Genomic DNA, 20,329 nt, shown 5'->3' with positions numbered 1-20,329 from the left:
ACTATGTTATTACTTACCCTGCCAGTCGATATTTCATTCCTTAAAGAGATTTCCTTCAAGGAAATACTTACGTTTTTCGGCTGGCTGTTCGTCATATTTCTCGGAAAGTGGCTCGTTTTATTCGTCCTGGGAAGATTTCGTTCTTCTTGGATTCAAAGGCATATCGAGCCGCTAGTCCGTTCGCTGCTGAACTGGGCTTCGTTTTACGGTTCGATTCTGCTCTTTCTGTTCACGTTTTCCAAGAAGAAATGGCTGTTCACTCCATTTTACGAATCAAAAGGGGTGGGCGTCTCCCTGTTCCTTGTCATCATTGTCATTTTGGTCATAACATTTGCCAATCGCTTGGCAAACTCGTTCACGGACCACGTCATGCCGTATTTCTATGATGAATTCAAAGTGGCGCCAGGGATGCGCTATACATTTGACCGTATCATCTATTACGGCATGATGATCATCGCGCTCGTGATCAGTTTCCGAATGGTCGGCCTCAGCATCAAGACGTTCGGACTGTTATTCAGTGCGCTTGGCATCGGCATCGGATTCGGAATCCGGAACGTCGCCGCAAATTTCGTCTCGGGCATCATCATCCTTTTCGAGCGGCCTATAGAAGTGGGAGAGTTTGTGGAAATCGAAGGGAAAGTCGGACGCATTGAGCGCATTAAACTGCGTGCGACAGATGTAATCGTGGATAAGGAAGGCACGCTTGTCGTTCCCAACCAGTATTTCATTGAACAGATCATAAAGAGCCGAACAGGCTCTATCATCATGGCGGATGTGAAGCTGGAAGTGAAATATGAGATTGACAGTGAGCAAGTCGCCGAATTGCTGAAAGAGACGATGAGCAGAAATATTGTTCCTTTGGAGGGTGTCTTGCAGCTGCCTCCTCCTGATGTACGTTATACAAAACTCGGCAGTGACAGTCTGGATCTCATTGTCGAGGTGCCGGTCAAAGACCTGGAGGCGAAGCTGATGATTGAAAATAAGATGCGGCAAATTATCGCAAAACTAATCTATGAACACGGTATGGAGATTAAAGAGAGCCAGCAAGCAGAAAGCAGGGCGGGAATCAAATGGAAGCCTGATACCTGATTACCCGAAGCCCTCTAATTTGCAGCAGAAATATCATAAGACTGCCTGTTTTATTTTTTTTATCCATGAATGCGACAAAGCCAAGGCCGAACAGGATGCCTGACCAAAAGTTCTTTTTGATATGCCGCTCTCTGTTCTTAATGCGCTCCGGAGTGATTTTTCTCATTTCAAAACCTCCCTTGATGCTGTCGGTTGAAGTATCACCCGTATGCCTTCCTCATAATCAAATTTCAAATGTTCCGTATCGCGAGCGTATGGTATAATGTCGGCAAGTTGATGGAACGGAAGGTGACCGGACAGTGAAGACAGTGACAGTAGGAGAAATAGTGCAAAGGTTCGGATTCGAGGTGCTTGTCGGAGGCCATGAGCTCGGCCGGGTGCTGAAACACACAAAGGCAAGACGGCCGGGACTTGAATTCATGGGGATGTTTGATTTTATTACGAAGGAATATGTACAGATCCTCGGGACAAATGAAATCAACTATCTGCATACACTGACAGACGACGAGTGCAAGCACCGAATTGCGAATATCGTCAAGTATGAACCACCTTGCATCATCATCACGTCGAACCAGGAAGAACCCCTCGGATTACGGCGATATTGCACGGAATATCACATTCCTGTACTCCGGACATCCGACTCGATGAGTGCGCTCATCGGCAAGCTCGATGCATATGTCATTAAAAAGACGGCGCCAGAGATCGCCATACACGGTGTCTGTGTCAATGTGTCAGGCATCGGCATCTTGCTGCGCGGAAGATCCGGCGTCGGGAAAAGCGAGACGGCTCATACACTGATCGGGCGGGGGCACCGCTTGGTCGCAGATGATATCGTCGTCCTGAAGAAACTTAGTCCCCAGACACTTCTTGGTACACATGATGAAAAGAACAAGGAATTTCTCGCACTCCGCAGCATCGGCCTTCTGAATGTCGTACGAATGTACGGCCGCGCCGCTTTTCAGGAAGAGACGCGCATCGCATTAGATATTGAACTCACTGAGTGGCAGGAAAACGCGTTGAACAACGAACTGGAACTCGACACGAAATATAAATACTACATGGACGTCCCTGTCCCGCATATCCAAATCCAGCTCCAGCCGGGGCGTGACGTCGCCGGGCTCATCGAGGCGGCTGCGAACAACTGGTACTTGCAGCAGCAGGGATATAGCGCAGCCGAAGAGTTCATGAAACGGCTTGAAACTGAATTTGAGGGCGAATAAGGATCTTAGTAAAAAACGGACCAGCCGCAAAGTATGCGGTGGTCCGTTTTTCACTTTCCTGTTTCAAATGTTTTCAGCATGGCATCAAATCTCGCTCCATGGCCTTCCTGTGCTTCTAGAAACAATGTTTCAGTAATCAGCAAGCTGCTGCCCTTTCCGTCAGGCACAATGTATTCTGTGATGACAGGGCTATCCCATTCGCTTCCTTCACTCATATGCAAGCGTTCACCTTGTACAGGAGTCTCTGCTGATTCACTCTCCGGCAAAGAACCCGTCTCCTCTTTCCATGAAGCTTTTTCGCGTTCGAGAAGCGCTTCGGGCGGAACGCCGAACTGCGGTTCAATCCGTAAACTGACTTCGGGAACCGGCCGGATATCGCCCTCTGTTTCTAAGGGCAATGGCTTGATCAGTGTGCTGCCGTTTTCGTCCGAAACCTCGTACCTGGATTCATCCACGTACATGATGAATGAACTGCCTGGGGCAATATAGCGGGAGAGGAGTACTTTCTCTTCCATTCCTTCAATCGGCATCATAATCTCTTTTTCAACTGGATATGATTCGAATGGATTTTGAACTTCTTCCACCGTCCCAGCTTCCTCGGTTTCCTTTGCAGCCTCTTCCTTTGGCGATCTGGAAGAAGTGAACAATACAAACCCAATGATGCCGAAAAAGATGACTACAATAAATAGGATTAAAAGAGGCTGGTACTTTCTGATAAGCAAGACACCACCTTTATTTTTGCTTCACTCTTTCGTTTCACATGTAATCAGTATGTCAAACATCAAATTTTGAAATGGAAATAAATGAATCCTTGCAGAGGGAAGCACTGACGGATTGCGGCGGAAAGACAAATGACCAGGGCATCGCCGATTCAGCCGGGATTAAGAACGGCTCTTCAAAATCGCAGCTGGCAATAATCCTTCCTGAAGGTGCGAGAATCTTGACGCGTCTTTGGCCGAACTGCAGGGAGTCGTTTGATCCATTACAAAGGAAGGCAGTAGCTGCGATGCCGCCATCCCTCTTCGCGACGAGCCGGATCGGCACAGCTTGAAAATCTTTCACAGGGGCAATCTGTAAAAAAGTCTCCGCAAGTTTTGTTTTTTCCGCTTCATGCAGCACCTTCTCCCATACCGGATGCCAGAATAATTTCATTTTAGTCACCTCAAGATCCATTGTATCATTTGATTTCCCTCTACATGTTCAGCGAAATCCGGTATAGTGAATAAAATAGAACATGATGGAGGGGTTCGGGATGACTTGTGAACTGGTTCGTTTTGCAATCGGAAAACCGAAAAAGGTGGCATATGGGGACGGCAAAGAGATGGTGTCAGGCATCTGCAAGGAATCTGTGAAAGAGGCGTTATTATCGAAAGACGGATTTGTTGGGGATGGGGTCGGTGATCTGCGTTTTCATGGAGGCCCGGATCGGGCAGTCTGTGTATACCCCGAGGAACATTACGGTTATTGGGAAAAGCAGTTCGGCCATCCTCTTGAACCGAGTACATTCGGTGAGAATTTGACGGTGCGCGGCATGCTGGAAAAAGACGTCCATATTGGAGATATCTATCAAGTCGGGGAAGCCGTCATCCAGGTGACGCAGGGAAGGGTGCCATGCAGTACTATCACAAAAAGGACAGGTCTCAAAGATCTCATGAAAAAGATGATCCAGACGGGCTATACGGGTTACCTATGCCGTGTCCTCAGAGAAGGCAATGTTAGAAGCGACTCCCCAATTATTCTATTAGGCAGCCATCATGCGGGAATCACCATTCTATATTGCAATGAAATTTATTACAGGCATCCTAAAGATATCGACTCGATGGGGCGAATTCTAGCTGTCGACGAGCTGGCGGAGGAGTGGAAGCAGGATCTTCAACAAAGAATCGAAAAACAGGTCAGCAGTGCAAAGAGTTGATGGTTAGGGGCACTCTCGCCTGGGCACTATATAAGAAACCGGAAAGTTACGGTTTTATCTACCGTTTGACAAGAAAAGAGCAAGTTTTATATGATAAACGGGTCGGCCAGCAAGCCGGCCCGTTAAGGAGGATTGGACGGAACAAGGAAAACAATGATAGCGCCAGTGCTGGAAAAATAGGATTTTGAATTTCCAGCAGACGAGGTGGAGGAGTATCGAAACATTCGGCGGATGCCTCCCGATCGCGATGCCCGATTGTAACTTTCCCAAATGTAAAACATACAAGTGATTGGATGGACAAGCAGGGGAAAAGGCAAATGAACGCACAGCACACTTCGCAAAGACGAAGTGCGTTTTGACGTTTCTTCAAAAGGAGGAATATTCCATGTGTGGAATTGTCGGTTATATCGGAGAGCAGGATACAAAAGAGATCTTATTGAAAGGCCTTGAAAAGCTGGAATACCGCGGTTACGATTCGGCGGGCCTTGGCCTTCTTACGGAGAACGGCGTTAAAGTCATCAAAGAAAAAGGCAGGATCGCCGATTTACGGAAAGCCGTGGACCCGTCCCTTTCCGCAAAAACGGGAATCGGTCATACAAGATGGGCGACACACGGGATTCCTGACCAAAAAAACTCGCATCCTCATCAAAGCGCTTCAGGCAGATTCACGCTCGTACATAACGGTGTCATTGAAAACTATGTACAGCTGAAGAAGCAATACTTGCAAGGAGTCGAGATGAAATCTGACACCGACACGGAAGTCATTGTTCAGCTGGTCGAAGTTTTTGCAAATGAAGGACTCCAGCCGGAAGCAGCATTCCGGAAAGCACTGTCCTTGCTGCACGGTTCGTATGCGATAGCGATGCTCGACTCGAAAGACCAAGGGACGATATATGTCGCGAAAAACCGCAGCCCCCTCTTAGTGGGCGAAGGTGAAGGTTTCAATGTGGTGGCGTCTGACGCCATGGCGATGCTCCAGGTGACGGATCAGTTCATCGAGCTTCATGATGAAGAAGTCGTCATTTTGACAAAAGACGCAATTCGCATCATGACATTGGACGGTACGGCAGTTGAGCGGTCGCCATACACAGCAAAGCTGGATATGAGTGATATCGAGAAAGGTACGTACCCTCACTACATGCTCAAGGAAATTGATGAACAGCCCGGCGTCATGCGCAAGATCTTAACCGCCTATACAGACAAGGCGGAGAATCTTTCAATTGACCCATCAATTATCAGGGCGATCAAAGAAGCGGACCGGCTGTATATCATTGCGGCAGGTACTAGCTACCATGCAGGGTTGATCGGCAAACAGTATTTCGAGAAGTTGGCAGGTATACCTGTTGAAGTTCATATCTCAAGTGAATTCGGCTATAATATGCCAATCCTTTCAGAAAAACCACTCTTCCTTTTCATCACACAGTCCGGCGAAACGGCGGACAGCCGGCAGGTGCTGGTGAAGATTAAAAAAATGGGCTATCCATCCATCACGATGACAAACGTGCCAGGGTCGACACTGTCAAGGGAAGCGGACCATACGCTGCTGCTACACGCAGGTCCGGAGATCGCTGTCGCGTCTACAAAGGCATATACAGCGCAAGTCGCAGTACTCGCCATCGCGGCCTTTGTGACAGGTAAAGAGCTGGGCAAAGGAATGGAACTCGACGTGCGTCAAGAGCTTTCCATTGTCGCGAATGCAATCCAGACACTTGTCGATTCGAAAGAGGACATGGAGAGCATCGCGAAAGAGTATCTAGACAGCACTAGGAATGCCTTTTTCATCGGACGCAACCTTGATTATTATGTAAGCCTGGAAGGCGCCCTCAAATTAAAAGAGATCTCCTATATCCAAGCGGAAGGTTTTGCAGGCGGTGAATTGAAACATGGCACGATCGCATTGATCGAAGAGGGAACGCCTGTCTTTGCACTCGTGACCCAGGAAGCTGTCAGCCTTAACATCCGCGGGAATGTCAAGGAAGTCGTCGCTCGCGGCGCGCACCCCTGCATCATTTCCATGGAAGGCACGGAAGAAGAGGGCGACCGCCTAGTCCTTCCTCCGGTGCATGAGCTGCTGACGCCAATCGTGTCAGTCGTGCCGCTTCAGCTGATTGCCTATTATGCATCCTTGCAGCGCGGATGCGATGTGGATAAGCCGAGGAACCTGGCAAAGAGTGTGACAGTGGAATAAGAATGACATCAGATTACATCCGTTTGCTTAGCTAGCAGTTAAGTGAACGGGTGTTTATTTGTATATAAATGGCTTGAATCATACGTTTACTGGTAAAAGCAGCCTAATGATACGTAGATGCGCTGATTGTTTAACAGAGACCCTTGGTGGGGAAAATAGACAGCAAGGCTTTGCCGAGCAATCAGCTGTTTCCGTGTGCCATCACAGGCATGGCAGCAGCGTAAAATACAACGCAAATATGAGGAGACCTGCCGACCATGGAAAATAACCAAACGTATTTTTATCAATTTTTAGAGCCGATATCCAAGGATCTGTCCCAAATGGCCAGCGGGCTTGAAAAGACCATCTACTCTAGTCCGCAGACGATGTTGATGCATGCCCGCACATTTGTCGAAGCGATCCTTCAGCGCGTCATGATTGCTGAACATCTTTCCGGCGAACATGATCTTGGTCTCAAGGACAGGATCGACCTGCTTGAGAATAAAGGCTTTCTTAAAAAAGAAGTCATTGACGCACTGCACGAGGTAAGGATGAACGGCAATGCCGCAGCGCATGAAACCCGAAGTTTCCGTTATTCAGAGGCGCTCCTCTCTTGGGAGGCGATCTATGTCATCGTCCAGTGGTATATAAAACAGTATTGCCCGCAGGACGTGAAAGTTCCAGTTTATGAGGATCCCGAACCGAAGAAGGGTGATGAAACCGAAGTTTCCGAACTGGAAGCAAGACTGCGGAATATGGAAGCTCTCATCCGTTCCAACATTGAACAGCAAAAAGGGCTGACCGAGGAACTTGAAACGGCAGCAATTTCTGATTCGCCTGAAGACGCATTGCCGGGTCTTGCTTCAGTTCGTACTATCGTCTATAAAGACCGGAGCCTTGAAGTCCCGCATTTCTTGCGGGATGCATATCTTCTGCCCCAGCGGTTCGAGAAGTCGGAGCGGTTTCTCGCCATGCTGGGAGCAGAGCAGGAAGTAAGGGTTATGAGCGAACTCCCGAATAATCTGGAAGGCCTCCATGCGGACGCAGAAGGGTTTGAAGAATCGAGCGATGAAGAGCTTTTTTCAGAACTTAAACAGTTCATCGAAGAGGAGACAGCGCGGCGTGAAGTGGAGCTGGGCAACCCTGAGAAGCTTATCTTGTTTCATAAGAAGGATCATGTGATCATTACTGATAAATTGGCGAAAATCCCATTGACGAAAGAGGAATTCAAAGGCAGTCCAAGTCTCTTTGAGCAGCTCCACGAAGACCAGATTGAAAGGGTAGGCCAGCTCCCTAAAGACCTGGCCACGTTGACCAAATATGAAGATGTCAATTTTGATGCAGTGGAAAGCCTCTTTAAGCAATTAAAGAACCGCTGAATCTGCATTTGTTCGGATTAGCAGGCGAATGAATCTGCAGAATGATTAGGAAAGCCGATCCTTGCAATGTAAGGATCGGCTTTTCCGGTGTCTGCGCTACAGCTTATCTGATATTGGCTTAATACATTTTCTTATATGTCAGCATAAAAGCGATCAGTCCGCTGACCGGTATGAAAGCAATGCACAGCATGATTGCAAGGGGGGATATGGCTTCTATGAGCAGCAAGGACGCGACAGCTGCTGTGACGACAACCGAAATGACAAGAACAGTTGAAAATGCGATTTTATATGCTTCGCCGTTCAATTGTTTTTCCCTTTCATCATTCGGTGCTAAGTCTGGAATGATATTGCCGAAAAAGTTGATGCGTCCATTATTTCTTCGTTCGTGGCTTTTCTGCTCAATAAGTAACAGAATCAGCGCGATAAAAAATAAGGCGGAATACGGAATTGTTTGCTCCTGATTGACGAGAATCCCATAGTACATCAGGACAAATGAGATGATTAATAGAATGCGAAGCAGGATCGCGCGTGTAATTATGCTCATTATAGTTCCCCCCTCTCCTTCTAACTCATATCTTCTGAAAAATTTGCTCGATTGGCAGTCCGAAGGCTTCCGAAATATTCATGGCCAGAAGCAAGGAAGGCGTGTAGGAGCCCTTTTCCAATGCGACAATCGTTTGCCTTGTGACGCCTACTTTCCCGGCAAGTTCCTCCTGTGTCAAATTAAAACGCGCTCGCAGCTCTTTCACATGATTTTTGATCACTGCGACCACTCCTATTCTAAGTTCCATTGTTTGTAAGTATAATAAACCATACAAATTGTAAAGTCAAGTAGACATCTGATGGAGAAAAAAACAGGCATCCATTTCGGATGCCTGCCAGGTTTCCTTTCGTCAACAATCTGCATCTGCACAATCGCACTTTGGCTTAATGACTTCAAATGGACGCATCATGTCATTAACTTCATGCTCCCAAATGTGACAATAGAACACATATCGGACTTGCCCTAAGGGACGTAAGCAAAGAAGTCATCGCAAAAAAGAATTTTTGCCTCTGAGTGTCGAATGAAAGTTGATATGACAAATTCGATAGGAGCAGGAGGGAGTCGCTTGTTTCAGATTATTAGTGAGAATGCCACCTTACTCTTCATGTCTTTCATGGCTCTTGAACCGGACAGCCAATAAAAGATCATGGATAAAAGACATAAAACTGACTTTTATACAGACTGCATTTCTCTTTATCATCGCACCTGCTGTCGTGTATGCCATGCAGTTAAGTTAGATGAGAGGATAACCGTACTGGGGGTATCCGTGGTTTGTTGATGAACAGTAAAATATCATACAGTTTTTTAGAGCATAATTGCAAAATGACGCACTGCCGGTGAATATGGCAGTGCGTTCTTAGATTGTTCTATGTTTTTTTCCGTTTCTCTTTCTTCATTTCCATTTTCATCGATTTCAATAACGAGTAGACCATAAGTAAGATGATAATGGAAAACGGCAGGGCAGCGATGATAATTGTGTTTTGCAGAGCTGACAGGCCGCCGACGGAAAGCAGGATCAGCGCTATTCCAGATTGGATGATGCCCCATATCAATTTTACAGAGTTGGGTGGTGTAAGCGAGCCGTATGTTGACTGCATGCCGAGTACAAAAGTCGCGGAATCTGCTGATGTGATGAAAAAGGATGCGATCAGCAAGATGGCGAACAATGATGTGATTGTTGTCCATGGCAGAGCGCTGAACATCTCAAAAACCATTAATTCTGTTGATGTCGTTGCAAGGTCGGCTGTACCTGCCTTTTCTATTTCAATCGCCGTAGTGCCAAACGCCGCAAACCAGATGAAGCTGAGCAGGGCGGGGGCAAGCAGCACGACAGACATGAACTCGCGGATCGTCCGCCCTTTTGACACACGGGCGATGAACATGCTGACAAATGGTGCCCATGAGATCCACCAAGCCCAGTAAAAGATTGTCCAAGTATCGAGCCATTCCCGGTTCGTTTCGTTCAGCGGAGAGGTGTCGAGACTCATGCGGATCAGATTGGCAAAATATCCGCCGATCGAATCGGTGAACATATTCATGATCAGCAGAGTTGGACCAAGTACTATGACGAAAACAAGAAGCACAAGAGCGAGAACCAAGTTTGTGTTGGAAAGATAGCGGATGCCTTTGCTAAGGCCTGACCAAGCTGAAATCATAAACAGCACGGTCACGACTGAAATGATGATGAACTGGGAACCGGCACCAAGTGACATGCCGAATAAGTAATGAAGACCGGCATTGATCTGGACGGCTCCAAAACCTAGAGATGTGGCAACCCCAAACGCGGTAGCAAAGACGGCGAGAACATCAATCACAGCACCCCAGCGTCCTTTCATCCGATCGCCAAAAATAGGTATCAGCGTAGCGGATATCAAACCCGGCTGGTCCTTACGAAATTGAAAGTAAGCAAGTGCTAAAGCGACAATCCCATATAATGCCCACACGTGGATACCATAATGGAAAAACGTCTGCCGCATCGCTTCCTTGTAGGCGGCATCTGTATATGGTTCTTCTGTCGCCGGACTGACAGCAAAGTGGGAAAGCGGCTCAGCTGCCCCATAAAAGACAAGCCCGATCCCCATGCCTGCTGAAAATAGCATTGCAATCCAGGAGATGGTCGAGAATTGTGGACGGTCCGTATCTTTTCCAAGCCGTAATTTGCCATAGCGGCTGAAAATCAGGAAAATGCTGACGACAAGCAGCAAAGTTAACAGAAGCATATAATACCAGCCGAACGAAGTGGAGACAAACTGCTTCGCCACATTGGTCGCTGTTTCAAATCGATCCGGATCGATGACGCCATAACCGACCGCAAGGATGATTAACACAATGGTGCCATAGAAAACGCTGGATATTCGTTTCATCATCTTTACCCCTGTCCTGTATGTTAGCGGAACATATATGTATACGTTATTCTTAGGTGTGAAAGCCTTATGGAAGTATTCACGAAAAAGCCGTATTGTAAACGTCAACACATGACTCAGGATTTCCGTACTAGTATGATACGAAGAAACTGGAGGAGGGATATAATGAAAAAAGCGGTTTTTCTAGATAGGGATGGAGTCATTAACGAAGTGCTGACAGGCCGCGTGAAATTTGTGAACAAGCCAGATCAGCTCTATTTCTTGCCCGGTGTGCCGGAAGCAATCAGGCGATTAAATGAAGTTTTCGATCATGTTTTTGTCGTCACTAACCAAGGCGGTGTCGGGCTTGGCTTCATGAAAGAGGCTATGTTGAAATCAATCCATACGCATATGATCGAAGAATTGAAAAAAGAAGGAGCCGTCGTCCATGATGTGGCATACTGCCCGCATAAGCCGAAAGCTGGATGTGCCTGCAGAAAGCCTGGCAGCAAGATGATTGTGGACTTGGCGGAAAAGCATCATGTAGATCTATCGCACTCTTATATGGTCGGAGATACTGATACGGATATCATGGCGGGAAAGAAAGCCGGAACAAGAACTGTCTTTCTCGGCAGCTCAGACCCTTTAGCGGATGCTGTATTTCCGGATTTACGGAAAGCGGCAGATTGGATGATCAAGGATGTGAAGGACCTTTCTTTATAAATAAATTCATGTAGCCAAACTTCGCATATGCTTGTTTGTTTATAAATTCATCAAAAATCTCATTATAAATATAATCAGGGAAATCCATATCGATCACCAGCATTGCTCGCCTGGATGCCGGCGACATAAGAACAATATTTGCTCCCTTTGAAAATTGGACATCTCTAATAATCCGCCGTGCAAAACCGCCCGCATTTCACGATATAGCATTTGCTTTTCGAGGATGATTTGTTTTGTCATCGGCTTAAGAGGGAAGAATAGGGGAGAATCTTATGGAGGTGTTTACATGGAACCTAAATATGAAAGTGTATATAAGATGCTCTTGGACTGCATGGAAACATGCAATCATTGTTACGATGCATGCCTAAAAGAAGAAGATGTGAAAATGATGTCGGACTGCATCAGGCTTGACCGCGAATGTGCGGATATCTGTTCATTCACAGCTCAGTCCATTGTGCGCAGCAGCCCGGCTCTGTCCCATGTCTTCACACTTTGCGCGGCTGTTTGTGAACAGTGTGCGGAAGAGTGCGCAAAACACGAACATGAACATTGCAAACGCTGCGCAGAAGCATGCAGGAAATGTGCCGACGCATGCAGACAGTTCGCTGCCTGATAAAATAATGAAACATCCTGCTAATAACAGCCGAACGGAAACGCTTAAGATCAGCGTTTTCTGTTTGGCTGTTTACATTAAGGGGAGAAGCGCTCAGTAGTATGCTCAGCTTTTAGAAACCCGGAATTAGTGAGGGGAAATTGAAATCATTTCGATCACTCCTCGGCTCGGCCTGATCTTCACGGAAGCAGTTTAGATGTATAATATTATTATGTTAACTTAAGGAGTAAAAAAACGAGCCGAATGACAGGCTCGTTCTCAAATCAATGTATGGCTGCTAGTATGCCCTCGTTCCTGTCAAACAACAGCCGAATTCCTGCAGCATAGGGATCCTCTTCCAACATTTCCTCAATCCATAAGCGGATCGCCTGGATCATCTGGAAGGAAGTGAGAGAATAGGCCTCCCCAAGCATGAAGGCCTCTGCCGAAAATTCCTCGTCGTCATACGCAAGTTCCACTTCGACTTCTTCAGGCTTCACATCATAATTCTTGGCTGCATATAGGCAGATGGCGTTTACAATATCCTGTTCGGATAAAGTCAGCTCTGCCATGGTTTCATCTCATCCTTTTCTTTCTTTTCTTTGAATGCGACAAATATCCTGCGGATGATGCTGATGATAAACAAAATCGCCAGCATGTTAATCAAAAATCCGAGGATGGATCCGAGCATGCCCATGTTTGCAAATAAACTGCCGAACAATAATCCCGCTAATCCTCCCACGAACAGGCCGCGCATTAGCCCGCCGCCAAACGTGCTCTTTTTGCCGGATGCCGGTGTCGCCTGTTTGTTGACAGACGAGCGATCCTCTTTTTTCTTCTCAATTTTAGCCGGTTTGTTGAAATTGTTTGTGTTAAAGCTTTTCTTGCCCGATTTGTAGCCTTTTGCTTGCACGGTTGTCGCCTGATCGTGGAACAGGCTGCTGTAAGCCGGTGACATGATCAGCGTAATTGCCAGTAATGCCGAAACAAGTTTTTTCAATTTATTTCCCTCCTGTATAGGCAGCAAGGTGCCGTACTCTCAGTATAATAGATGCAAAGCGGAAGAGGAAAAGAAACGGATTTCGTTCAATAAATCGTCAGTAATCCGAAAACTTGACAAGATATTTGATTGGACGGTTGACAAAACGGAAAATGCATCATAGAATACAAAACAATCACTATACAGAGCGCAGATGAGGACAAGAATTAGCCGCAAACACTTTTACCAGAAAACAGGGCCATCGGATGGAAGCCTTGAAAAGTGCCGGTTCATTTACCGCCTCGGAGCTGACTTGGAGACCATTTCTATGAAACCAAGTCCGGGAAACCGTTATCGTTTTGAGCGTCATGCTTTTTTGGGCATGACGGAAACAGGGTGGCACCACGACCGCATTCGTCCCTTATATGGGGAGACGAATGCGGTTTTTTTAATTAAATATGATGTGTTGAGAAGGATATGTAGCACCCCGGAACTTTGCCAGAGAACAGGACCATGGCTGGAAGTCCTGAAAGCGAACGGATGGTATACCACCTTTGAACAGTTGCCGGGGAACGCATGTTTGCGTTGAAACGGCATCCGGAAGTCCCGCCGTTATGGGTTGAGCGCCATGTCTGTCCGGACATGGCGGAAGCAGGGTGGTACCACGGCCGCATTCGTCCCTTACATAGGGAGGGATGCGGCTTTTTTCATTCAAAAACAAGGAGGAATCAGTATGTCAGCAGAAATCATGGATCAGCAAAATCACCGGAAATTAGGGCAGGAACTAGGTTTATTCATGTCGTCGGAGGAAGCACCGGGCATGCCGTTTTATTTGCCGAAAGGAATGATTGTACGAAATGAGCTCGAGAAGTTCTGGCGGGAAAAGCATCGGACGGCGGGTTATGAGGAGATCAAAACACCGATCATGATGAAAAAGGAGTTGTGGGAGCAATCAGGGCACTGGGATCATTACCATGACAATATGTATTTCTCCCATGTCGACAATCAGCAGTATGCGCTGAAGCCGATGAACTGCCCGGGAGCCATGCTCATTTTCAATCATAAGCGGCGGAGCTACCGGGAACTGCCCATTCGGTATGCGGAGCTTGGACTGGTCCACCGCCATGAGTTATCAGGATCGCTTAACGGTCTGCTAAGAGTGCGTGCCTTTACGCAGGACGATGCGCATCTATTTGTCCGGAAAGATCAGATCGAGAAGGAGATTGATGGCGTGCTTGACTTGATTCATGATCTCTATTCGGAATTCGGATTCAAGTATGAAGTGGAATTGTCGACTCGGCCAGAAGATTACATGGGTTCCATCGAGCTATGGGATGAAGCGGAACAGTCTCTCAAAAATGTTCTGGAACAGCGGGGCATGGCTTTCCGGATCAATGAAGGGGACGGAGCTTTCTATGGGCCGAAAATCGATTTTCATATCCTCGATTCACTCGGCAGAAGCTGGCAGTGCGGAACAGTCCAGCTCGATTTCCAAATGCCTGAAAAGTTTAATTGCCGGTATATCAATGAACAAAATGGGCTGGAATTCCCGATCATCATCCACCGTGCTATATTCGGCTCGGTTGAACGATTTCTCGCAATTTTGATAGAACACTATGCTGGAGATTTTCCGTTATGGCTCGCTCCTGAACAAGTGAAGATCATTCCGATTGCAGACCGGCATGGCGCATATGCGATTGAGGTTCAGAACATGCTTGCAGAAAAAGGCATACGGGCTGTTGTCGATGACCGGACTGAAAAATTGGGGCTTAAGATCAGGGAGTCGGAGAAAGAGAAAGTACCGTATATGATGATTGTCGGCGATCAAGAAGTTGAAAACAGGCTTGTCTCGCTGCGAAAACGTAAAGCAGGTGACATGGGCCAACTGCAAATTGAAGAAGCCGCAGCAGAGTTAGCCAGAAGGAAGTAGGTGCATGGGAGAAAGAAAGTTAATTTTCCATACATTAGGTGGCATTTATCATTGGATATGTTGAAGCAAGGGAGCCTCAAGGAGTCCCTTGCTTCTGTGGAATGGGCAAAAACGGCAGCCTCTTTAACACTCAACAGGCTGTCTTCTGCCTGGAATAACGCAGTGAAACGAAGAAGAATACTGCAGCGCTTGCAAAACGCAGAGCAGAGTTGATATGCATTGCTGTATTGACCCCGAAATGGTCAAGGAGCCAAATGCCGATCTGCGGAGCAATAAATGCGACGAGTGACAAGAGCACATTGTAAGTCGTTATACAGTACGTTCGTATTTCTTCAGGAGATTGCTCAAGAAGCAGGTTAAAAAGAAGTAATACGACACCCGCCAGGAAGAAGCCGGAAGATGTCTGGATGAGCGTGATGTAATATAAATTCGTCGATAATACGGTTAGAAAGGGGGTTGTCGCCATACCGATAGCCGCAAAAACAAAGACGAGCGTATTGGAACGCTTTTCAGCCCACTTTTTCCATAATGGGAAGGAAAGGAACTGGGCAAGCATGCTGCCGACTGAGAACATGCTGATCCAAAATATAGTGGCGCCTACAATCCGAACGTGATAAATATTAAAGATTCCCCATGCCATCTGCCAGGCAAAATTAAAGAACAATGCGGCAATTAAAAAGGATACATAGTTGGAATGCCGGAAAATCGACCAGTCCATCATTTTCTTTTTCGACAGGATGCCATCTGACTGAACAGGCAGCAGACCTTCATCATGTTTTAGAAGCAGAAAAACTTCCAGGAGGCCGAAGCCGAGTGCGACGCCAAAAAGTATCTGATAAGCGGCAGCATTTGCTGATTCGTCTCTCATCAGAAGTCCGATAGTTAGAGTGGAGATGAGGCCGACAACTGTGAGAAGGCGGTTCCTATCACTGAAAAAAGAGCCCCTTCTGGATTCATCTACGAGCCCGCCGATGAAAGTCTGCCAGCCGATTGTCGCAACTGTATTCGGCAAGCTCATAAAGGCAAGGATGATTAAAAATGTCCAAGAACCCATATGATCCGGCAAATAAACGGTCAAAATGATGAGCAAGAACAGAAGTCTTGCCAGCAGCACACTCATAGCTACAATTTTTTTCTGAGCAGCCGCCTGGTTCAGCAAAATGGCTGCCGGAATCGTCATCAGCAGACCCATTAAGGGAGGCAAGGAACTGATCAGGCCGACTTGATAGTTGGTCGCACCTAAGATAGTGATCGCGAAAATGGGGAAGAAGTTATTCGAGAAATTCACCGCGATCGTGGAAGCCATACCGTGGTAAATGCTCATTTTTTCATTGTATGGGCGCATTGTGCATCTCCGTCTAGTAGAATTGTTCACTAGAATTATACGCATGGAATTTTGGGAAATAAAGCTTTTTTGAAAAAGAAGTCAAAACAATTTTAAGGAAAGAAAAAGGCATTCGATTCATGCAATCTTTGCATGAATCGAATGCCTTTTCAATTACATCATATCGTATCCCCACATCATCGCAAATAACGTGCCGAAAATTGTGACGACACCGACGAACAATGCATAGGACACATTCAGAAGAAGAGAACGTTTATCCTCATTCTCGCCTACATGCATGAAGAGGAAGAGCTGCAGGGCGGCCTGCATGACTGCGGTCACGCCAAGGATTGTCATGCCTGCAGCAAATGTCAGATGGAACTTCACTACAAGAAGTGCGATCAGTGAAAGGAGGAGCGATGAAACAAATCCAATCACGTGGGGGATAGGAAACAGCTGTTTCATGTCACATCATTCCTTTCATATAGACGAAACTGAAGATGAAGATCCAGACGACGTCCAAGAAGTGCCAGTACAGCGAGAAGATGAACGACTTGTTCGCCGTTTCGGGCGTGAATCCGCGTTTCTTCACTTGCAGCAAGATGGCGATTCCCCATAGCAGCCCGAATGTGACGTGGGCACCATGCGTGCCAAGCAATGTGAAAAGACCCGAAAGGAACGCACTTGTCTGCATCGTCGCACCTTCATGTACGTAAGTCACAAACTCCGTAATCTCTACACCGAGGAAGACGGCACCCAGAGCAAGCGTGATACCGAAGAACGACATCATCGCTGTCTTCTTGCCTAGCCGCATCGCATGGATGCCGAGTCCGATTGTGAAACTGCTCGTGAGCAGGACGACCGTCTCGATCATCACTGGCGTCAATTCGAAAATGTGACTGCCGGAAGGGCCGTTTCCTGTCCGGTTCACGAGCGTTAAATAGACAGCGAACAGCGTTGAGAACAAGACAATCTCCGCACCAAGGAAAATCCAGAAGCCTAGAACTTTCAAGCGGTTTTCCTCTGTGCTGTATTCAAGTGGCTTCGCATGATCTATATTCATGACTGTTCACCTCGCAATGCTTTTTCCGTGCGTTCGATTTCCTCAACGGAAATATAGTGTCCATGGTCTTTCTCAAATGTCCGATACGCCATCGTTCCAAGGATTGCAATCCCTGAAATGATCGCTGGAATCCACCAGCTGAACACCATGAAGAACCCGAAGAAGAAGAAGATGACGCCCATGACGAACGGCTGGCCGTTGTTATTCGGCATATGGATCGGCTCATAGGGACCCTCTTCAACTAGGGACCTGTTTTCTTTCTTTGCAAACCAGTAAGCATCGAGTTGATCGACAACAGGTGTCTTTGCGAAATTATACTCAGGAATAGGGCTAGGCGTGCTCCATTCAAGTGAACGTGCATCCCATGGATCTCCTGTTGTCTCACGAGGCATATGCCGGATGCTCCAATAAATGTTGTAGACAAGCAGGATGAACCCGATTGTAAGACCTACCGCGCCAACCATCGACAGCATGTTGAGCGGTCCAAAACCAGTGCTTTCGGAATACGTATACATCCGTCTTGTCATTCCGTTCAATCCAAGAATGAAGAGAGGGAAGAATGTCACGTTGAAGGAGACAGCGATAAACCAGAACGCCCATTTTCCAAGTCGTTCATTCAACTTGAAATTGAACACTTTCGGGAACCAGTAATGGTAGCCTGCAATGACCGCGAACACCGTTCCCGGAATGAGCACATAGTGGAAGTGGGCGACCAGGAACATCGTATTATGGTATTGATAGTCAGCACTCGCCATCGCGAGCATGACACCAGTGACTCCGCCGATCGTGAAAATCGGAATGAACGCGAGTGCATACATCATCGGCGTTGTGAAGCTGATTTTCCCTTTTCTCAAGGTGAACAGCCAGTTGAAAATCTTGACTCCTGTAGGTATTGCGATTGCCATGGTCGTGATCGAGAAGACGCTGTTGACCATGACGCCATGTCCCATTGTATAGAAGTGGTGCACCCATACAAGGAACGACAGCATGGAAATGGCGACCATGCTCATCACCATCGACTTATAGCCATACAAATTTTTACGGGCAAAAGTGGCAATGATCTCACTGTAAATACCGAATGCCGGCAATATGACGATATAGACTTCCGGATGGCCCCATACCCAGAACAAGTTCGCCCACAGCATATCCATACCGCCGTTTTGCATCGCAAAGAACTGCGTGCCGAACTGACGATCGAGCATCATAAGTGCAAGAGCGACAGTCAGGACAGGGAATGCGAAAATGATGATGACGCTTGTGATCAAGATCGACCATGTAAACATCGGCATCTTCATGAGCGTCATGCCCGGCGCGCGCATTTTCAGGATGGTGACAAGGAAGTTGATCCCTGTCATGAGCGTACCGATCCCTGCGATCTGCAAGGCAAGGGAGTAGAAGTTGTTGCCGACAGTCGGGCTGAACTCGATGCTGGCGAGCGGGAAGTATGCAGACCAGCCCGCATCCGGCGAACCGCCGATGACAAAGGAAATATTGAAAAGCATCGCTCCGAAGAAGAAGAGCCAGAAGCTGACTGCGTTCAGGCGCGGAAATGCGACATCACGTGCGCCGATCTGAAGCGGAATGACAACGTTCATTAGTCCAATGATGAACGGCATCGCCATGAAGAGGATCATGATGACCCCGTGTGTCGTAAAGATTTCATTGTAATGCTGGGCATCAAGCAGTCCATTATCAGGCTTCGCTGTCTGTGCACGCATAAGAAGCGCATCGACGCCTCCTCGGAACAGCATGAGGAGAGCGGCGATAATGTACATGATCCCAATTTTTTTATGGTCAACAGTCGTCAGCCAATTGTGCCACAAGTATCCCCATTTCTTAAAATAGGTGAGTCCTGCGACGATGCCTACAGAAACGAGTACAATCGCAACCATGGCACCATAAATCATCGGCTCGCCTGTGACGAAAAATTCATCCCATTTCATTGATGCAAACTCCTTTCAGGCAGGCGGCTGCCTGCCCATTCGTGTTAGTGGCTGTGGTTGTGCATATCCATGTCCATATCTCCTGAATCATGTCCGTTCATGTGATGGCCTTCGGGAGGCGGATTGAAGCCGAGATGTGTCGATGAGAACGTCTTCCGGCCGACAACGCCTGGTTCCAGCAGTTGATCAAACTCTTCCTCCGATAAAGCAGGGGCGGTCTCTTTTACGTCTTTCACCCATTCATCAAATTTAGAGCTGGTAAGGACTTCGGTTTCGAATTCCATATGAGCGAAATCTTTTCCGCTGAAATTTGAGTTTTTGCCCATATAGGAACCAGGTGTATCCGCAACCAGATGAATTTTTGTCACCATGTCACTCATTGCGTATTTCTGGCCTGCGAGTTGTGGAATCCAGAAACTTGTAATCGGTCCATAGGAATATAAACGGAACTCGACAGGGCGGTCTTCCGGTATATTCACGTAATTGACAGTTTCAATGCCTTCCTCCGGATAGCTGAAGTGCCATTTCCAGTTGGAGGAAGAAGCATAAATGACGAGAGGTTTGTCATTGTCATATCCGTCCGGTGTCGCCTCCGCTACGGTTGTAGAGCGCACTGTCACAACTGAAAGGACGATAACAATGATGACCGGCAAGATCGTCCAGGTGATCTCAAGCCATTTGCTGCCTTCTTCATGAGGCGGCTCATAATCGTCAGCCTGTTTTGAAGCCCTGTATTTAACAAGAACAACAGTGAATAAGAAATAAACGACAAGTAAAATACCTGCCATCATGATGATCGAAAAAATGATGGTGTCGGATAATGATTTCGCTTGTGGTCCTTTCGGGTCGAAGATGAGAAGCGAATGGTCGCATCCTGACAATATCATCACAAGCATCAGGAATAGTGTTGCGAGTAACCCTTTTGCCTTCAATGGGAGGTCCCTCCTCATAACATGAATGTAGGGAATTCACACTTGTTTAGTTATATTCAAATAGTTTATTGAGATGACTAACAGGAAGTTTTAGTAAGTGAATTCCCTCGTGAGACAAATCATATTCCTTTTGTCTAGAGAACACAACACGGAAGTAACGTTGTCACAAAAGGTTCTAATTCATGTT

22 protein-coding genes are annotated in these 20,329 nt (G+C 47.0%); 8 read left to right on the top strand and 14 right to left on the bottom strand.

Annotation, left to right across the window (positions count from 1 at the left end; genetic code table 11):
• Nucleotides 1-3: 3 nt before the first annotated feature.
• The gene (locus ACZ5FK_RS02740) at nucleotides 4-1,089 is read left to right on the top strand and encodes a mechanosensitive ion channel family protein (RefSeq protein ID WP_464806385.1); all 1,086 of its coding nucleotides are present in this window, start codon (nucleotides 4-6) and stop codon (nucleotides 1,087-1,089) included.
• Here ACZ5FK_RS02740 and ACZ5FK_RS02735 read toward each other — a convergent pair.
• Nucleotides 1,067-1,255, bottom strand: coding sequence for a hypothetical protein (locus tag ACZ5FK_RS02735; RefSeq protein WP_464806384.1), 189 nt, complete (start codon nucleotides 1,253-1,255; stop codon nucleotides 1,067-1,069). The two genes, ACZ5FK_RS02740 and ACZ5FK_RS02735, sit on opposite strands and share 23 nt — an antisense overlap.
• 133 nt (nucleotides 1,256-1,388) lie before the next feature.
• On the opposite strand from ACZ5FK_RS02735, the gene hprK reads away from it, so the two are divergent.
• Nucleotides 1,389-2,309: an HPr(Ser) kinase/phosphatase gene (hprK, locus tag ACZ5FK_RS02730; protein WP_464806383.1), complete on the top strand. Its 921-nt coding sequence runs from the start codon at nucleotides 1,389-1,391 to the stop codon at nucleotides 2,307-2,309.
• A 50-nt stretch (nucleotides 2,310-2,359) separates the two neighbouring features.
• On the opposite strand, the gene ACZ5FK_RS02725 is transcribed toward hprK, so the two are convergent.
• Both ACZ5FK_RS02725 and ACZ5FK_RS02720 read right to left on the bottom strand, forming a co-directional pair.
• Nucleotides 2,360-3,031, bottom strand: a complete 672-nt coding sequence (locus ACZ5FK_RS02725; RefSeq protein ID WP_464806382.1) for a hypothetical protein — start codon at nucleotides 3,029-3,031, stop codon at nucleotides 2,360-2,362.
• 52 nt (nucleotides 3,032-3,083) lie between these two features.
• Complete coding sequence (locus ACZ5FK_RS02720) at nucleotides 3,084-3,461, bottom strand: SLAP domain-containing protein (protein WP_464806381.1); 378 nt, start codon at nucleotides 3,459-3,461, stop codon at nucleotides 3,084-3,086.
• Nucleotides 3,462-3,561: 100 nt separating this feature from the next.
• On the opposite strand from ACZ5FK_RS02720, the gene ACZ5FK_RS02715 reads away from it, so the two are divergent.
• The 3 genes from ACZ5FK_RS02715 (at nucleotide 3,562) to ACZ5FK_RS02705 (ending at nucleotide 7,770) form a co-directional block, all read left to right on the top strand.
• Entirely contained in the window at nucleotides 3,562-4,224 is a 663-nt protein-coding gene (locus tag ACZ5FK_RS02715) for an MOSC domain-containing protein (protein ID WP_464806380.1), read from the top strand.
• 385 nt (nucleotides 4,225-4,609) lie between these two features.
• The gene (gene glmS, locus ACZ5FK_RS02710) at nucleotides 4,610-6,412 is read left to right on the top strand and encodes a glutamine--fructose-6-phosphate transaminase (isomerizing) (RefSeq protein ID WP_464806379.1); all 1,803 of its coding nucleotides are present in this window, start codon (nucleotides 4,610-4,612) and stop codon (nucleotides 6,410-6,412) included.
• Between the two features lie 257 nt (nucleotides 6,413-6,669).
• Nucleotides 6,670-7,770 carry a DUF4145 domain-containing protein gene (locus ACZ5FK_RS02705; RefSeq protein ID WP_464806378.1) on the top strand — a complete coding sequence of 367 codons (1,101 nt, stop codon included), beginning with the start codon at nucleotides 6,670-6,672 and terminating at the stop codon, nucleotides 7,768-7,770.
• 118 nt (nucleotides 7,771-7,888) lie between these two features.
• Here ACZ5FK_RS02705 and ACZ5FK_RS02700 read toward each other — a convergent pair whose 3' ends face one another.
• From ACZ5FK_RS02700 to ACZ5FK_RS02685, 4 genes are all read right to left on the bottom strand, one after another.
• On the bottom strand, nucleotides 7,889-8,314 hold the full coding sequence (locus ACZ5FK_RS02700) for a hypothetical protein (RefSeq protein WP_464806377.1): 426 nt from the start codon (nucleotides 8,312-8,314) through the stop codon (nucleotides 7,889-7,891).
• A gap of 25 nt (nucleotides 8,315-8,339) precedes the next feature.
• A complete protein-coding gene (locus ACZ5FK_RS02695; protein WP_464806376.1) occupies nucleotides 8,340-8,534 on the bottom strand; it encodes a helix-turn-helix transcriptional regulator in 195 nt (64 codons plus the stop codon).
• Nucleotides 8,535-8,663: 129 nt separating this feature from the next.
• Nucleotides 8,664-8,762: a multicopper oxidase domain-containing protein gene (locus ACZ5FK_RS02690; RefSeq protein WP_464806375.1), complete on the bottom strand. Its 99-nt coding sequence runs from the start codon at nucleotides 8,760-8,762 to the stop codon at nucleotides 8,664-8,666.
• Nucleotides 8,763-9,180: 418 nt separating this feature from the next.
• Complete coding sequence (locus ACZ5FK_RS02685) at nucleotides 9,181-10,677, bottom strand: glycine betaine uptake BCCT transporter (RefSeq protein ID WP_464806374.1); 1,497 nt, start codon at nucleotides 10,675-10,677, stop codon at nucleotides 9,181-9,183.
• Between the two features lie 165 nt (nucleotides 10,678-10,842).
• Here ACZ5FK_RS02685 and ACZ5FK_RS02680 point away from each other — a divergent pair, with 165 nt between their 5' ends.
• Together ACZ5FK_RS02680 and ACZ5FK_RS02675 are read left to right on the top strand one after the other, a co-directional pair.
• Nucleotides 10,843-11,379: a D-glycero-alpha-D-manno-heptose-1,7-bisphosphate 7-phosphatase gene (locus ACZ5FK_RS02680; RefSeq protein WP_464806373.1), complete on the top strand. Its 537-nt coding sequence runs from the start codon at nucleotides 10,843-10,845 to the stop codon at nucleotides 11,377-11,379.
• Between the two features lie 223 nt (nucleotides 11,380-11,602).
• Nucleotides 11,603-11,992 carry a four-helix bundle copper-binding protein gene (locus ACZ5FK_RS02675; protein WP_464806372.1) on the top strand — a complete coding sequence of 130 codons (390 nt, stop codon included), beginning with the start codon at nucleotides 11,603-11,605 and terminating at the stop codon, nucleotides 11,990-11,992.
• 263 nt (nucleotides 11,993-12,255) lie between these two features.
• On the opposite strand, the gene ACZ5FK_RS02670 is transcribed toward ACZ5FK_RS02675, so the two are convergent.
• Together ACZ5FK_RS02670 and ACZ5FK_RS02665 are read right to left on the bottom strand one after the other, a co-directional pair.
• On the bottom strand, nucleotides 12,256-12,543 hold the full coding sequence (locus tag ACZ5FK_RS02670) for a DUF2653 family protein (RefSeq protein WP_464806371.1): 288 nt from the start codon (nucleotides 12,541-12,543) through the stop codon (nucleotides 12,256-12,258).
• Complete coding sequence (locus ACZ5FK_RS02665) at nucleotides 12,531-12,971, bottom strand: hypothetical protein (RefSeq protein ID WP_464806370.1); 441 nt, start codon at nucleotides 12,969-12,971, stop codon at nucleotides 12,531-12,533. Before ACZ5FK_RS02665 ends, ACZ5FK_RS02670 begins: the two co-directional genes overlap by 13 nt.
• A 712-nt stretch (nucleotides 12,972-13,683) precedes the next feature.
• Between ACZ5FK_RS02665 and thrS the strand changes: the two genes are divergently transcribed.
• Nucleotides 13,684-14,880 (top strand): threonine--tRNA ligase, encoded by a 1,197-nt coding sequence (gene thrS / locus ACZ5FK_RS02660; protein ID WP_464806369.1) that lies wholly within the window; start codon nucleotides 13,684-13,686, stop codon nucleotides 14,878-14,880.
• Between the two features lie 130 nt (nucleotides 14,881-15,010).
• Here thrS and ACZ5FK_RS02655 read toward each other — a convergent pair whose 3' ends face one another.
• From ACZ5FK_RS02655 to qoxA, 5 genes are all read right to left on the bottom strand, one after another.
• Nucleotides 15,011-16,225, bottom strand: coding sequence for an MFS transporter (locus ACZ5FK_RS02655; protein WP_464806368.1), 1,215 nt, complete (start codon nucleotides 16,223-16,225; stop codon nucleotides 15,011-15,013).
• A 153-nt stretch (nucleotides 16,226-16,378) separates the two neighbouring features.
• On the bottom strand, nucleotides 16,379-16,669 hold the full coding sequence (qoxD, locus tag ACZ5FK_RS02650; RefSeq protein WP_464806367.1) for a cytochrome aa3 quinol oxidase subunit IV: 291 nt from the start codon (nucleotides 16,667-16,669) through the stop codon (nucleotides 16,379-16,381).
• Between the two features lies 1 nt (nucleotide 16,670).
• Nucleotides 16,671-17,267 carry a cytochrome aa3 quinol oxidase subunit III gene (qoxC, locus tag ACZ5FK_RS02645; RefSeq protein WP_464806366.1) on the bottom strand — a complete coding sequence of 199 codons (597 nt, stop codon included), beginning with the start codon at nucleotides 17,265-17,267 and terminating at the stop codon, nucleotides 16,671-16,673.
• A complete protein-coding gene (gene qoxB, locus ACZ5FK_RS02640) occupies nucleotides 17,264-19,210 on the bottom strand; it encodes a cytochrome aa3 quinol oxidase subunit I (RefSeq protein ID WP_464806365.1) in 1,947 nt (648 codons plus the stop codon). Before qoxB ends, qoxC begins: the two co-directional genes overlap by 4 nt.
• Nucleotides 19,211-19,254: 44 nt before the next feature.
• Entirely contained in the window at nucleotides 19,255-20,142 is an 888-nt protein-coding gene (qoxA, locus tag ACZ5FK_RS02635; RefSeq protein WP_464806364.1) for a cytochrome aa3 quinol oxidase subunit II, read from the bottom strand.
• Nucleotides 20,143-20,329: the final 187 nt, after the last annotated feature.

This window comes from Sporosarcina sp. GTC18466, assembly GCF_055389225.1.
This window is presented reverse-complemented; position numbering and strand designations above follow the sequence as displayed.

Bases quoted from the DNA above. Each gene is read 5' to 3' on its own strand.
- ACZ5FK_RS02720 (WP_464806381.1), bottom strand. From the start codon at position 3,461: ATGAAATTATTCTGGCATCCGGTATGGGAGAAGGTGCTGCATGAAGCG.
- ACZ5FK_RS02715 (WP_464806380.1), top strand. From the start codon at position 3,562: ATGACTTGTGAACTGGTTCGTTTTGCAATCGGAAAACCGAAAAAGGTG.
- thrS (WP_464806369.1), top strand. From the start codon at position 13,684: ATGTCAGCAGAAATCATGGATCAGCAAAATCACCGGAAATTAGGGCAG.
- ACZ5FK_RS02685 (WP_464806374.1), bottom strand. From the start codon at position 10,677: ATGAAACGAATATCCAGCGTTTTCTATGGCACCATTGTGTTAATCATC.
- ACZ5FK_RS02655 (WP_464806368.1), bottom strand. From the start codon at position 16,225: ATGCGCCCATACAATGAAAAAATGAGCATTTACCACGGTATGGCTTCC.
- ACZ5FK_RS02670 (WP_464806371.1), bottom strand. From the start codon at position 12,543: ATGGCAGAGCTGACTTTATCCGAACAGGATATTGTAAACGCCATCTGC.
- qoxB (WP_464806365.1), bottom strand. From the start codon at position 19,210: ATGAAATGGGATGAATTTTTCGTCACAGGCGAGCCGATGATTTATGGT.
- ACZ5FK_RS02680 (WP_464806373.1), top strand. From the start codon at position 10,843: ATGAAAAAAGCGGTTTTTCTAGATAGGGATGGAGTCATTAACGAAGTG.
- ACZ5FK_RS02700 (WP_464806377.1), bottom strand. From the start codon at position 8,314: ATGAGCATAATTACACGCGCGATCCTGCTTCGCATTCTATTAATCATC.
- qoxD (WP_464806367.1), bottom strand. From the start codon at position 16,669: ATGAAACAGCTGTTTCCTATCCCCCACGTGATTGGATTTGTTTCATCG.
- ACZ5FK_RS02675 (WP_464806372.1), top strand. From the start codon at position 11,603: ATGATTTGTTTTGTCATCGGCTTAAGAGGGAAGAATAGGGGAGAATCT.
- ACZ5FK_RS02740 (WP_464806385.1), top strand. From the start codon at position 4: ATGTTATTACTTACCCTGCCAGTCGATATTTCATTCCTTAAAGAGATT.
- ACZ5FK_RS02705 (WP_464806378.1), top strand. From the start codon at position 6,670: ATGGAAAATAACCAAACGTATTTTTATCAATTTTTAGAGCCGATATCC.
- glmS (WP_464806379.1), top strand. From the start codon at position 4,610: ATGTGTGGAATTGTCGGTTATATCGGAGAGCAGGATACAAAAGAGATC.
- qoxC (WP_464806366.1), bottom strand. From the start codon at position 17,267: ATGAATATAGATCATGCGAAGCCACTTGAATACAGCACAGAGGAAAAC.
- ACZ5FK_RS02735 (WP_464806384.1), bottom strand. From the start codon at position 1,255: ATGAGAAAAATCACTCCGGAGCGCATTAAGAACAGAGAGCGGCATATC.